We start from the raw sequence: 13,421 nt of genomic DNA on the forward strand, positions 1-13,421 counted from the left end.
GTGATTATGCTGGCATGAGTAACGATAAAATAAGTGAGAAACTTATTCGCCGTAAACCTAAGGTTTCCTGGGTAAAGCTAATCTTCCCAGGGTAAGTCGGCCCCTAAGGCGAGGCAGAAATGCGTAGCTGATGGGAAACAGGTTAATATTCCTGTACCTGTATATGTGTGCGATGGAGGGACGCAGGAGGATAGATGATCCGGGTGTTGGATATCCCGGTGCAAACGCGTAGGCTTGAGTGGTAGGCAAATCCGCCGCTCTTCAAGGCCGAGACGTGATGCCGTGTCTTTAAACGACTAAAGTCATTGATTCCATGCTGCCAAGAAAAGCTTCTAAGTTTAGCATATGCAGACCGTACCGCAAACCAACACAGGTAGGTGGGTCGAGCAGACCAAGGCGCTTGAGAGAACTCTGGTTAAGGAACTCGGCAAAATGACCCCGTAAGTTCGCGAGAAGGGGTACTCGGATGTGTGATCTTATTTACTTTGTGAGCACACCTGAGGCGCAGTGAATCGGGGGGGGCGACTGTTTACTAAAAACATAGGTCTCTGCTAAGTCGTAAGACGATGTATAGGGACTGACGCCTGCCCGGTGCTGGAAGGTTAAGAGGTGGGGTTAGTCTTCGGACGAAGCTCTAAATCGAAGCCCCAGTAAACGGCGGCCGTAACTATAACGGTCCTAAGGTAGCGAAATTCCTTGTCGGGTAAGTTCCGACCTGCACGAATGGCGTAACGATCTCCCCACTGTCTCAACCAGAGACTCAGTGAAATTGAATTCCCAGTGAAAATGCTGGGTACCCGCGGAAGGACGGAAAGACCCTGTGCACCTTTACTGCAGCTTGACATTGGTAAGTGATTAATAATGTGTAGGATAGGTGGGAGACTTTGAAGCATGCTCGCCAGAGTGTGTGGAGTCACCCTTGAAATACCACCCTTTATTACTTGTTTATCTAATCCAATGCCGTTATCCGGCTTGGAGACAGTGTCTGGTGGGTAGTTTGACTGGGGCGGTCGCCTCCCAAATAGTAACGGAGGCTTGCAAAGGTTCCCTCAGGCTGATTGGAAACCAGCCGTTGAGTGCAAAGGCATAAGGGAGCTTGACTGTGAGACAGACATGTCGAGCAGGAACGAAAGTTGGTCTTAGTGATCCGGTGGTTCCGCATGGAAGGGCCATCGCTCATAGGATAAAAGGTACGCCGGGGATAACAGGCTGATCGCGTCCAAGAGTTCACATCGACGACGCGGTTTGGCACCTCGATGTCGGCTCATCACATCCTGGGGCTGAAGCAGGTCCCAAGGGTACGGCTGTTCGCCGTTTAAAGTGGTACGCGAGCTGGGTTTAAAACGTCGTGAGACAGTTTGGTCCCTATCCTCCGTGGGCGTAGGAGAATTGAAGAGGGTCTGCCCTAGTACGAGAGGACCGGGGTGGACGAACCTATGGTGTTCCAGTTGTCACGCCAGTGGCATTGCTGGGTAGCTAAGTTCGGTAAGGATAACCGCTGAAAGCATCTAAGCGGGAAGCCCGCCTCAAGATTAGTTCTCCCTCTACATTAGTAGCTAAAGATCCCTTGAAGACTACAAGGTTGATAGGCTGGAGGTGTAAGCAATGTGAGTTGTTCAGCTGACCAGTACTAATAGATCGTGCGGCTTATTTTACATCAAAAAGGAATTCTCTCTTCTCCCTATTTACTTATATATCTCGAACCCTACGGTTCACCAAATTTTCTTGGTGCCCAAGGAGGAGGGGGTACACCCGGTCCCATTCCGAACCCGGTAGTTAAGCCCTCCATCGCCGATGATACTGCATGGTAGCGTGTGGGAAAGTAGGTCGGTGCCAAGTAAAATTTAAAAGGCTCTCAGTCGTTAGACTGAGAGCCTTTTCCTTTTGGAGCCGTGGAATGGATTGTTAAGTAAATTGCATGGGATGATGGGTTGGCAGGAGTGGCATTCAAGCGTATAGGTGTTGAAACTTTCCGATCTTGAGGTGGTATGTCTCTCCGTTTCCCAGAAGATGAAGCAGTCTTGCCATGGCTTTCCATGCTGTTGGATGCCTATGACATTACGAATGAAAATGTCCGTACTGTAATGGAAAAGGATATTCAGAGCGGGCTCAGTGTGGCTTGTTCGAGTGGGTGTGGCATGTGCTGCTCTTGTGAACCTATTCCGCTTACCTCGCTGGAACTTTCAGGGATAATCTGGTTTATCAGAAGGAAAATGTACCTCGGCCCGCGTCAGCGAATCGAAGAGTCCATCAAACGCTTTTCCGGTAAAGTGGGCTGTCCGATGCTTATTGACGAGAAGTGTTCCATCTATCCCATGAGACCCATCGCCTGCCGTCACTTCAATGTGTACGAGCGCACCTGCGAACCCGGCGAAGAAGTAATGGACACCCGGCCTGAACATGTGTTGAAGCCGGACCATGACAAAGCACAGGCTGCGTATCGGGCAATGTTGCCGTATTACGGTATTACTGATCCCAAGTTGCAGGAAGCCGCTCTCCAGCAGAACTATCTTTTCAAGAATTGCTCCGTCTTCATGCACATGGTGGATTGGGACGCTCTTCTCGTCCACTTCACGGTGGCAGACTAGGTTTCTCACAGCCTTTCCGCATTCGCTCGCGATCGCGCCGCTTCATCAGCGGCAAGGAGTAGTCGGCACTCTCTAGTTGATCAATTCCGACAGAGTGTTTTGGGCTGATGTCAAAGCCATCTCCAGTTGTATCGCATCTTCTCGACAAAAGGCACGATGCATGACGTTGTTCGACTGATAGTCAGTGTCCAGTGATCGGTATTGATTAATTCTTTCAAGGAAACCATCAGTGCCAACATCGTCGATTTTCAAGCGTAGGTCCGAGACTAGTTCCAATGCGATCTTTTGGAAGCGGGCATCAGAATAGACGCGGCCCCAATCAATGGCGCTTTCTCCAGAACCGAATGGCCCCTTGAAATCCTCAAGGAGAACGCCGATATCCTGTTTGAGGGCATCATAGCGACCATAGTCTTCTTCGTAGAGAAGTGGGGATGCATCGAATTTATCCAGTGGGTGCAGGGCGCCGCGTACACAAACCAGGAAATATCGCATCAAGGGGCGAGGAATGACGCCATCAGTGAATTGTTGCCGCGCCTTGAAATCTTCATCAGAGTATTCGGGCCAGAGCATCTTTACCGATGTGCCTCGCAAGAAACAGAATTCAACGAGAATGCGACCCACTATGTCAACGCCGCGATTTTCTTCCACTTGGACGTATTCAGTGACGACTCCCTGTGTATATGGGCTTCGTTTGAATTCGTGCATGGTGGCGTTGATGGCCATGTTGCACATGTCCCTGTTCGCTCCCGCCTGAAACAGGTTGTCTTTCAGCATGGCAATGAACATTTTCAATTGTTCTTCGCATATCTGCTCAGCCAATCGTCTCGTCTTGTCTTCAAAAGATTCCATGACTCCTCGCTCTGCTCAGGTTTGCGCCCATTATTTTATACATATAAACTGAGAATGGCTCAATTATTTCGAGCATGCTGTTGGCAAGAGCTCTCCGCAGTTGTGGTTGTCGGGGTTTCAGCGTATGAAGTCGTATGTTTACGAAAGCTATCACTCGCCGTCCTTCCGAGGAAATGGTGGACGGCATCACCACCGCCGACCTGGGTAAGCCGGACTTTGCGCTGGCTCTGAAACAACACGACGCTTATTGCCAGACTCTTTCTGATTTGGGTTTGGATGTGACCATTCTGGATGCCGAGCCCGGTTATCCTGACTGCTGCTTTGTCGAAGACACCGCCATCGTGTGCGAGCACATTGCTGTTATCGCGCCTCTTGGTGCTCCTTCCCGTCAGGGAGAGCAGGAGACCATCGAGCCCGTTCTCGCCAAGTTCAAGCCGATTGACCACGTGGCCGCGCCCGCGCTTTTCGAAGGCGGTGACGTGCTTCAGGTGGAGAAGACCTTTTACGTAGGTCTGTCCGCGCGCACCAATCAGGCTGGAGCGGATGCCCTCGGTGCTGCCGTGGCTCCTCACGGTTATGACTACAAGGTGATGGATTGCGGGCCCAGCCTTCACTTCAAGACCGACGTCAATTACATCGGCAACAACACCTTGCTTGTTTCCCCATTTTTCGCAGAAGCCGCGGATTTGGATGGATTTGAGCGTATCGTGGTCGAGGACGATGAAGCCTATGCGCGCAATTGTCTGTTCATCAACGGTACCGTTATCGTGCCTGACGGGTTCCCCAAGACGCTCGCAAAAGTCGAAGCCCTTGGTCAGCCGGTAGTCGTTCTTGATATGTCGGAGTTCCGTAAGCTCGACGGCGGTCTGACCTGCTTGTCGCTACGATTTTAAGAAGAGAAAAAATGGATGCCGCTACTTGAGCGGCATCCTTTTTTTTATCCCAAAACAACCAAAGCGACCGGCAAGGTCGCCATGGCGATCAGAGTTTGAAAGGTGATGATCTGCGCCATGAGCCTGTGATCCCCACCCATCTGTCTCGATAGAATAAAAGATGACACGGATACGGGAATGGCTGTGTAAATGACGGCAGCCAGTCTCGCAGTTTCATCAGCTCCATAGAGCCATGCGTATCCCACGGCCACCACTGGCAACACCACGAGATGAAATGTTGAGGAAACGATAAGCGATCGCTTACCTCCGTCAATGCGTTCCAGTCGCAGTCCCGCCCCCGCAGCTAACAGTCCCATGGGCAATGCGGCCCGCCCGAGAATATCCAGCAGATCATTGAGAATGCGCGGCAAGGTGATGTGTCCCAAATTCAGCACCAGCCCGATGACGCAGGCGATGATGAGCGGGTTCTTCATTAGCTCCAGCAGAACGTGCCCCAGTCCATTGGATTCAGAGCTGGCGTAACGTGACAAGGTCAGCACGCAGATCACGTTGATGACCGGGATCATGGCAAGGAGTGCCATGGCGGAAAGGGTCAGCCAGTCCGGACCGAGCAGTACGGCCGCAATGGACATCCCAATATAGGTGTTGGGTCGAAACGCTCCCTGAAACAGGGAGGTGTATGCAGGGCCGTCAATTTTGAGCATCGGCCAGATGAGGCGTGTCAGCAGCGCTACAGTCAATATCGCGGAAAGTACAGAACCAGACAGCGGGAGCAGGTCTGGATGCAACTCTTTGCCGGAGAGTCCCTGAACCAACAGTGCCGGGAGCAAGACGAAATAGGTCAGCCGTTCAGAGACCGGCCAGAAATTGTCACCAGGGAAGTTGATACGGCGCAGGCCAAAACCGACGAAGATGAGTGCGAAGATCGGAGCAACGGCAAAGATGACGGTAGACATGGCAGGACGTTACTCCTCCCCATGAAGCTGGGCAAGGGGGAAATGAGATCTGTCTCCTGTTGTATTTCGAGATCGGCTGGAGAAGAGGGGCTAGTCTTCGTCCTTTTGCGGGGTCTCATACGAACTTCTGAGCTCAATGGAGTCGGCGCGCCAGTACTCGAAGTCCACCTCCACCACTTGTCCGGTTTGGGAGGTCTTGACGCGGCGGAAGAAGACACCCGGGTAATGGGCTGGGAGTTCCAGAAGGCCTGCCATTCGCTCTGCCATGTTGATGGGGCGGATGAGGAGATGCTTTTGGAAAAGGTGAATGTCGTAGTCATCCCGGAGGACGTCTGTCATGGGCTGGGAAATGATCTTGGGCAGGAAACCGGGGCAGATGTCTGCCAAAAAGAAATATTCTGAATAATAGACTGGCTGTCCGTCCAGGCTGCCGGTCTCATAGATATGATAGAGCGGGGTGCCTTCCTCGACATCAAACAGTTCCTGCAATTCGCCAGAGGCCGTGGTGGTGCCACTTTCAATGACTTCCCAAGAGGGTTCGAATTTTTGCTGCCGGGCACGTTTGTCGAAGTTCACGTGCTCTTTACTCGGATCGAACACGAGCCGTTGCCCGCTGGTGAACCAGCCTTTGCGGCCGGAGCGGTAGATTCTCCCTTCTCTCTCCAGAATCGTCAGGGCGTGCCTGACGGTGTTGCGATTTACATGAAATTTGTCTGTTAATTCGCGCTCGGTCGGCAGCTTGTCGTGGGGCGTGAGCGCGCCAATGCGCAGCTGTTCCAGGATATGCCGCTTTACCTTGAGGTACTGAGGAGGTTTTTTGCTCGCTTCCATAAATGCTGTTGGGTATACCCTTTTATGGTATTGTGCAATACGCCTTTCGGCCTTTGAAGGTTGTTATTTTGTCACATAAGCGTCATGAATTTAGCGTTACCCTTGCGTAAACAGGGGGTGTTGGGTTAACCCAAGACGCGCGAAGTGTAGAAATAATACAAATTGATTCACGTTTGGGTTTTCTTTGTGTTTAAGTAGCAAACTGTGGCTTGTGGTATCAAAAACTGTGCGTCTAGAGATGATGGAGAAATCATGAAAAAGATTTTAGTCTTGGCTTTGCTGGCAGTGTTCGCGTTGGCTGGAAATGTTCATGCAGAAACTCTGAAATTGTTGACCTGGAAAGGGTACGCCCCCCAGAAGCTGATTGACACCTTTGAAAAGGAAACCGGAATCAAGGTCGAAGTGACCTTCTCCAACAACGAAGAAATGATCGCCAAGCTGCGCGCCACCCGTGGTGCAGGCTTTGACTTGGCTCAGCCCTCTCAGGACCGCATCTCTTCCGTTCAGAAGAAATTCAAGCTCTACCAGGCGCTTGATTATTCCAAGATCGATGCTCCCCTGTTCATCCCGTCCATGTTGGACGCTGTGAAGAAGAACACCCTGGTGGATGGCGAGTCTTACGCCGTTCCTTTCTGCTGGGGTACCTCCGGCCTGATCGTGAACAGCGCCAAGGCTGCTGAAGCCGATTCCTTCAAAGCGCTGATCGATCCCAAGTACAAGGGCCGCGTGAGCTACCGCCTGAAGAGGCCTACTCTGATCGCCATGGGCTTTGCTCTCGGTTACGATCCCTTCGCACTGTACGACAAGCCCAAGGAATACAAGGCCATGCTCGACAAGATCGCTGAGACTCTGATCGACGCCAAGCCCATCGTGAAAAACTACTGGGCAAATGGTGATTCCCTGCTCGAGTCCATGCGTTCCGAAGAAGTCTTCGTGGCCATGGCCTGGGATGCCGGCGGATGGAAGCTGAACGCTGACAACAAGGCCATCGACTTCAAGGCTCCCAAAGAGGGCGCCCTGGGTTGGATCGATACCTTTGCCATCCCCGCCAAGGCCAAGAACGTTGACGCTGCTTACAAGTGGATCAACTTCATCATGAAGCCCGAAAACGCCGGTTACTTCTCCTCTCAGGAAAAGTACGCAACTGCTTCCGCAGATGCTCTGAAGTTCACCGACAAGGCTGTTGCTGACAACTTTGCACGTTCCTTCCCCCAGGCTACTATTGATAACATCAAGTGGTATCCGCCTGTTCCGGCCAAGCTGGAGAGCATGGAAGGCAAGACCCTTGATAAGATCAAGGCTGCACAGTAGAACTAACCGTAATTACATAGAAAAGGCGGGGGGCGTGATGCCTCCCGCCTTGTTCGATACTTGAGAGAAAGCTGAACGTTATGACCAACGATCTTTCCATTCGCAATATGGTGAAACGGTTTGGTGATTTTACCGCCGTTGATGATGTGACCTTCGATGTCCCGACTGGGTCCTTTTTTTCCATTCTAGGACCTTCGGGATGTGGCAAGACAACCCTGTTGCGGATGATCGCCGGGTTTGAAACCCCGACATCCGGTGCCATCGAGATTCGGGGCAAGGACATGCTCGGCGTCCCGCCGAACTTGCGTCCCGTCAATCTTGTCTTCCAGCACCTTGCTCTCTTCCCCATGATGAATGTGGAAGAGAATGTCGCCTTTGGGCTCAAGCGCCGTGGCGTGGGCAAGGAAGAGATCAAGCAGAAGACAGGCGCCATTCTGGAGCGTGTAGGGCTGCCCGGTTTCGGAAGCAAGCAGATCAATCAGCTTTCCGGTGGCCAGAAACAGCGTGTGGCCATTGCCCGTTGTCTGGTGCTTGAGCCGTCCGTGCTGCTCCTCGACGAACCGCTGGGCGCGTTGGACCTCAAACTGCGCGAGCAGATGAAGGTGGAGTTGAAAAAGCTCCAGGCCAAGGTCGGCACCACATTTATTTACATCACTCACGACCAGTCCGAAGCGCTGGTCATGTCTGACCGCGTGGCTGTCATGAACAAGGGCCGTTTCGAGCAGGTGGGCACTCCTCAGGAACTCTACGGCCAGCCCAAGACGCCGTTCGTCGCCCAGTTCGTTGGTGACAACAACAAGTGGAGCGGCAAGATCACGCAGGCCATGGGAGATGAGGTGCTCATCACCACTGATGAAGGCTACTCCTTCCGCACCAAGGCGCACGCCCCTTGTGCCGACGGCTGCCGTGTGAACCTGTTTCTCCGTCCCGAGGCCATGCGCATCGAGCCGCGTGACACCGAGGGACTCAATGTGTTTGATGTGACCGTGAAGGGTATCCTCTTTGACGGGGCCAACAGCCGTCTGCTGACCGTGACCAAGGAAGACCACGAGCTTATCGTGACCCTGCCGCAGAATCGCAAGTTCGATCACATCCGTCAGGGCGACCACATCAAGGTCGGTTGGCATCCCGATTCCGGTATCTGTTTCGAGGCGGAGGGCTAGCATGCAACGCTCACGCCTGGCCTTTTGGATATTTCTGGCACCAGTCCTGATGTGGCTGTTGCTGCTGATAGTGTTGCCGCATCTCGATCTCCTGACCATGAGCTTCAGGGGAGAGGATGACTACGGCGATATGGTCTGGACATTCCAGAACTACATGAACTTCTTCACCGAGCCCATCTACTGGCTGACGTTCGTCCGTACGGCGCTCTACGCCATCATCACGACGTTCATCACCTTCCTGCTGGCCATGCCGGTGTCGTTCTTCATCGCCAAGCTGGCGCGGAAACGTGTGCAGGGTGCGCTCATGATCCTGCTGCTGCTCCCCTTCTGGGTCAGCGAGCTGGTGCGCATTTATGGCTGGATGATCCTGCTCAGGGAGTCCGGCGTCATCAACTATTTCCTGCTGAATCTCGGCATCATCGATACGCCCATCGAGATGCTCTACAACGACGCCACCATGATTATGGGGCTGGTATACACCTCCATGCTGTTCATGGTGGTGCCGCTCGTTTCCGTCATGGAGAGTCTGGACGACAGCCTTATCGAGGCGGCCCACGACCTCGGCGCAGGACAGGCTACTATCTGGAGAACCATCATCATACCGCATTGCAAGCCGGGCATTACTTCCGGCTCTATCGTGGTCTTCATGCTGGCGCTGGGTAACTACCTGACGCCGAACCTCATGGGTGGAAAGAACTCCCTCTGGTTCACCGAGCAGATTTACAATCAGTTCATTGCCAGCTTCAACTGGAGTCAGGGCTCCGCTTTCGGCTTCCTGCTGTTGCTGTTGAGCTCGCTCATTATCTGGGTCGGGTTGAAAGTGACAGGCCAGAAACTCGGGGAGGTGGCATCATGATTCGCTCTCTGCCGAGATCCAAGTCCTACGACTGGTCTTTCAATTTCTTCATCCTGCTGTACTTTGCCTTTCTGTTCGCGCCGCTGCTCGTGACCTGTGTGCTGGCGTTCAACGACTCCAACTTCCCCTCCCTGCCATGGAACGGGTTCAGCCTTGACTGGTTCATTGCCGACGGTCCTGACCGGATCGGTCTGTTCCATGACGAGCAGAACCTGCGCTCCATCGTGACCAGCTTCCAGACCGCCTTCTTTGTGGCGATCTTCAGCGTGGTCGTGGGCACCTGCGCCAGCTTCCTCTTTGAGCAGGAAGAGTTCCGGTTCAAGGGAATTCTGTACTTCCTCATGCTGGCTCCCCTCGTCATCCCGGGCGTCATCCTCGGTATCTCCCTGCTGCTGGCAGCTAATACCGCGGGCACGTTCTTTGACGAGCGGTTCGGTCTCGATTTCGAACTGTTCCGGCCAAGCTTCTGGCTGGTGGTGCTGGGGCAGTTCTCGTTCATCTCCACCTTTGTCACGCTGGTGGTGTCTGCGCGTCTGCGCAAGTTCGACCACTCTCTGGAAGAGGCGGCTCTCAATCTTGGCGCCACCCGTCTCGGAGTCATTTGGCACATCACGCTGAAGTTTCTGCGCCCGTCCATCATCGGTGCCGGTGCGGTGGCCTTCCTCATGAGCTTCGAGAACTTCAACACGACGTTGTTCCTCGTCGGTTCGGAGCCGACCTTGCCGATCAACCTCTATCTGCAGGTTCGTGACGGCAGCACGCCGGTCATCAACGCGGTTTCGTTGATGCTCATCGTGGGCACCTCCGTTTTGGCGCTGGTCAACTTGTACTTCACCAAGAAGGAAGAATAGGTGTTTTTCGATCACCTGCCCGGTGCAGGATATGTCTGTGCCCACAGAGGAGCGCGAGCTTTAGCGCCTGAAAATACCATGATGGCGGCAGAGCTCGCCTTGGAGTTGGGAGCGGATTACTGGGAAACAGATATCCACAAGCTCGCTGACGGGACCCTGGTTGTCTTTCATGACGACGTTTTGTCCCGGACAACGGATATCTCCGAGCGCAGTGAGTTCGCTGGCCGCGAGTGGGAGACCGCATCATTCTCCATGGAGGAGCTGCGTTGTCTGGATGCGGGCTCATGGTTTGCTGCGCGCGATCCGTACGGCACTATTGCCTCTGGGGATGTGGATCAGGCGAAACTTGAAGGAATGCGTCGGGCCAAGATTCCGACGCTCAGTGAAGCGTTGGCGTTCTCCAGAAAGAACGACTTCCCCATCAATATCGAGATCAAGCCTCAGCTGTCGTCCCCCGGTGACTTGTCCATCGTGGGTGACTTGTTGCAGTCCATCCGCGATCATGAGGCCGAGGACTTGGTGCTGATCTCTTCGTTCGCTCATGAATATCTGGCGGAGATGAACCGCATCGCACCGCACATTCCGCTGGCCGTGCTGGTGGAGGAGAAAGAGCCTGAGGATGTCGTTTCGTATCTTCAATCCCTTGGTGCCACCACGTACCACCCGGACAAGGACCTTATCGATGTAGAGTCTGTACGGGCGTTGACCAAGCAGGGGATTCGCGTCGCTCCGTGGACGGTGAATGACATGGATGAAGCAATGTCGTTCATTGAGGCCGGATGCTTTGGCGTCATCACCGACTATACGCATTCACTGCGTCAGCGGCTTGCAGAGTAGGACCGCAACGCGTCATCACGCCACCCAATCCTTACATGAAAAAAGCCCCGATCCATTTGGACCGGGGCTTTATCATTTCACTTGAATGGACTTACTCGGGCACGGTTTCCATGCTGGCCCATTTGGGCTCGTGCAGCGGAAGCACATAGTCGGCCATCTCCTTGGCCTTGAGCAGGATGTCGTAGGCATCCTGGGGACCGGTGTTGGTGCCCGGAGGGATGACTTCCATCTCCATGGCCTTGACTTCGACGGGCGGCTCAAGGTTCTCGAGGATGGTGCAGAAACCGCAGATCAGCACGGAGCCTTTCTCGGTCTCGATCTTGATGGACATGCCGCCGGCAGTGTGGGCCGGGGTGTGGATCATGGTGATGCCGGGCACGACTTCGGTGTCCTCGTTGACGGTGACGATCTGGCCGTTGTCCTTGATATCGTCGACGTAATCTTCAAGATAGCGGAAATCCAGCGGATGCGGATTGTAGGCTGCCTCGAGCTCCAGCTCATGCATGTAGACCTTGGCGTTGACGCACTTGTAGTCGTTTTCGCAGTGGTCATTGTGCATGTGCGTGTGGATGATGATGTCGATGTCCTCGGGCTTGAGGCCGTACTTGGCGAGACCTTCCTCAAAGGTGTAGATCTTGCCGCCGATGGCGTTCTCGCGCTCTTCGGAGATGATGGGCTGCATCTCGCCGGTATCGACCAGAATCTTTTTGTCGCCGCCTTCGATGTACCAGGTGTAGATGGGGATGGTGTAGGGCTTCCCGTAATCGTGCTGGTAGGTCATCATGCCTTTGTCGAAAACTTTGGTTCCCATGCAGATGGGATGCACCTTATATTTCATTGCTCCACCTTGGTGTTGGTTAAAAGATTCCTGTGAACATATGAATGACTCCTCATGAATGTCAAGGAGGGGTCGCTCAATTCAAATAGTAATTTGGTAGGAAATGTCCATACCGGGAAAAATGGAGCCGCGCCAGTTGGTGCAATTCTCCAAAGAAAAAAGCCTCCTTTGTAGGGAGGCTTTTGCGTTTTTCTACAGGATGATTCCCACAATGGCACCTGTCATGAGCGTGGCCAAGGTGCCTGAAACAATGGACTTGGCACCGAGGCTGACCACCTCGCTGCGGCGCTCCGGGGCCATGACGCTCAGTCCGCCGATCATGATGCCGAGGGAACCGAAGTTGGCGAACCCGCACATGGCGTAGGTCATGATGATGCGACTGCGCTCGGACAGGACTTCCGGGCCGAGCTTGGACAAATCGAGATAGGCGATAAATTCGTTGAGGATGGTCTTGGTCCCCATGAGGGAACCGGCCACCTGCGCTTCGGACCATGGGATGCCGATGAGCCAGACGATGGGAGCCATAATCCAGCCCAGCGTGCGTTGCAGGGTCAGGGGCGCGCCCATGATGTCGGGCAGGAAGGCGAGCATGGCGTTGATGAGCGACACCAGCGCCACCAGCACGAGGAGCATTGCCACTACATTGAGCAGAATCTGGATGCCGTCGGTGGTGCCGTTGGTCACGGCGTCCATGGTGGAGTCGGCTGTGCATGGCGGCACGGCCGTGCCTTCGGTGTGCGTCTCGGTCTCCGGCACCATGACGCGGGAGATGAGGATGGCGGCTGGAGCGGAAATGATGGAGGCCGCCAGAATCTGTCCCATGGCGTTGGGGATGACATTGGAAAGAATGGTCGCATAGAGCACGAGCATGGTTCCTGCGATGGTCGCCATGCCGCAGGTCATGAGGGTGAAGAGTTCGCTGCGGGTCATGCGGGAGAGATACGGCTTGATGACCAGCGGGGCTTCCACCATTCCCACGAAAATATTCGATGCCGCGCCCACGCCGAGTGCACCGCCGATATTCATGGTCTTTTCGAGACAGTATGAGAAGCCGTTAACGATCATGGGCAGGATACGCCAGTAGTAGAGCACAGCCGAGATCACCGACATCACCAGAATGATGGGCAGGGCGCGGAAGGCGAGGATGAAGCCAGCGCCGGGGTAGGGTTCGGTAAAGGGGAGTGGGCCGCCGCCGAGGTAGCCGAAGACAAAGCTGGTTCCGGCCATGGTGGCTTTTTCAATGGCAAGAGCGACGTTGTTCAGGGCAAGAAATATCTGCTCGAAAAACGGCACCTTGAGCATGAGCAGGGCCAGTCCGAATTGAAGACCAAGTCCTACCGCAATGGTAGGTATGCTCACCTGCCGACGCTTTTCACTGACCGCCCAGGCAAGGGCCACCAATGCCAACAGACCAAAGATGCTTTGCAACATGTCACTCTCCCCTCAGA

The 13,421-nt window shown here is 54.0% G+C and carries 12 protein-coding genes and 2 rRNA genes (1 of these 14 only partly in view); 9 read left to right on the plus strand and 5 right to left on the minus strand.

Annotated elements, in window-relative coordinates; genetic code table 11:
• The 3 genes from HFN16_RS08835 to HFN16_RS08845 form a co-directional block, all read left to right on the plus strand.
• Positions 1 to 1,655, plus strand: a 23S ribosomal RNA gene (locus tag HFN16_RS08835) (it extends 1,285 nt beyond the left edge of the window).
• 69 nt (positions 1,656 to 1,724) lie between these two features.
• A 5S ribosomal RNA gene (gene rrf / locus HFN16_RS08840) occupies positions 1,725 to 1,839 on the plus strand.
• Positions 1,840 to 1,988: 149 nt separating this feature from the next.
• Complete coding sequence (locus tag HFN16_RS08845) at positions 1,989 to 2,588, plus strand: YkgJ family cysteine cluster protein (RefSeq protein ID WP_168890406.1); 600 nt, start codon at positions 1,989 to 1,991, stop codon at positions 2,586 to 2,588.
• A 72-nt stretch (positions 2,589 to 2,660) separates the two neighbouring features.
• On the opposite strand, the gene HFN16_RS08850 is transcribed toward HFN16_RS08845, so the two are convergent.
• On the minus strand, positions 2,661 to 3,437 hold the full coding sequence (locus HFN16_RS08850; protein WP_168890407.1) for a hypothetical protein: 777 nt from the start codon (positions 3,435 to 3,437) through the stop codon (positions 2,661 to 2,663).
• A 134-nt stretch (positions 3,438 to 3,571) separates the two neighbouring features.
• Between HFN16_RS08850 and HFN16_RS08855 the strand changes: the two genes are divergently transcribed.
• Positions 3,572 to 4,330: an arginine deiminase family protein gene (locus tag HFN16_RS08855; RefSeq protein ID WP_168890408.1), complete on the plus strand. Its 759-nt coding sequence runs from the start codon at positions 3,572 to 3,574 to the stop codon at positions 4,328 to 4,330.
• A gap of 44 nt (positions 4,331 to 4,374) precedes the next feature.
• Here the strand turns inward: HFN16_RS08855 and HFN16_RS08860 are convergent, their stop codons facing one another.
• Positions 4,375 to 5,286 carry an AEC family transporter gene (locus tag HFN16_RS08860; protein ID WP_168890409.1) on the minus strand — a complete coding sequence of 304 codons (912 nt, stop codon included), beginning with the start codon at positions 5,284 to 5,286 and terminating at the stop codon, positions 4,375 to 4,377.
• A gap of 90 nt (positions 5,287 to 5,376) precedes the next feature.
• Positions 5,377 to 6,117: a UTRA domain-containing protein gene (locus HFN16_RS08865; RefSeq protein WP_168890410.1), complete on the minus strand. Its 741-nt coding sequence runs from the start codon at positions 6,115 to 6,117 to the stop codon at positions 5,377 to 5,379.
• A gap of 252 nt (positions 6,118 to 6,369) precedes the next feature.
• Between HFN16_RS08865 and HFN16_RS08870 the strand changes: the two genes are divergently transcribed.
• The 5 genes from HFN16_RS08870 to HFN16_RS08890 all read left to right on the plus strand — a co-directional run bounded on the left by HFN16_RS08870 (position 6,370) and on the right by HFN16_RS08890 (position 11,135).
• Complete coding sequence (locus HFN16_RS08870; RefSeq protein ID WP_168890411.1) at positions 6,370 to 7,428, plus strand: extracellular solute-binding protein; 1,059 nt, start codon at positions 6,370 to 6,372, stop codon at positions 7,426 to 7,428.
• 80 nt (positions 7,429 to 7,508) lie between these two features.
• Complete coding sequence (locus HFN16_RS08875; protein ID WP_168890412.1) at positions 7,509 to 8,591, plus strand: ABC transporter ATP-binding protein; 1,083 nt, start codon at positions 7,509 to 7,511, stop codon at positions 8,589 to 8,591.
• A 1-nt stretch (position 8,592) separates the two neighbouring features.
• A complete protein-coding gene (locus HFN16_RS08880) occupies positions 8,593 to 9,447 on the plus strand; it encodes an ABC transporter permease (RefSeq protein WP_168890413.1) in 855 nt (284 codons plus the stop codon).
• A complete protein-coding gene (locus HFN16_RS08885; RefSeq protein WP_168890414.1) occupies positions 9,444 to 10,298 on the plus strand; it encodes an ABC transporter permease in 855 nt (284 codons plus the stop codon). The genes HFN16_RS08880 and HFN16_RS08885 overlap by 4 nt, the downstream gene beginning before the upstream one ends.
• The gene (locus HFN16_RS08890) at positions 10,299 to 11,135 is read left to right on the plus strand and encodes a glycerophosphodiester phosphodiesterase family protein (protein WP_168890415.1); all 837 of its coding nucleotides are present in this window, start codon (positions 10,299 to 10,301) and stop codon (positions 11,133 to 11,135) included.
• 91 nt (positions 11,136 to 11,226) lie between these two features.
• On the opposite strand, the gene HFN16_RS08895 is transcribed toward HFN16_RS08890, so the two are convergent.
• Together HFN16_RS08895 and HFN16_RS08900 are read right to left on the minus strand one after the other, a co-directional pair.
• Entirely contained in the window at positions 11,227 to 11,973 is a 747-nt protein-coding gene (locus HFN16_RS08895; RefSeq protein ID WP_168890416.1) for an N-acyl homoserine lactonase family protein, read from the minus strand.
• A 192-nt stretch (positions 11,974 to 12,165) separates the two neighbouring features.
• On the minus strand, positions 12,166 to 13,404 hold the full coding sequence (locus tag HFN16_RS08900) for a nucleoside transporter C-terminal domain-containing protein (protein ID WP_168890417.1): 1,239 nt from the start codon (positions 13,402 to 13,404) through the stop codon (positions 12,166 to 12,168).
• Between the last annotated feature and the right edge of the window lie 17 nt (positions 13,405 to 13,421).

This window comes from Pseudodesulfovibrio sp. zrk46 (assembly GCF_012516435.1).
Classification (GTDB): domain Bacteria; phylum Desulfobacterota; class Desulfovibrionia; order Desulfovibrionales; family Desulfovibrionaceae; genus Pseudodesulfovibrio.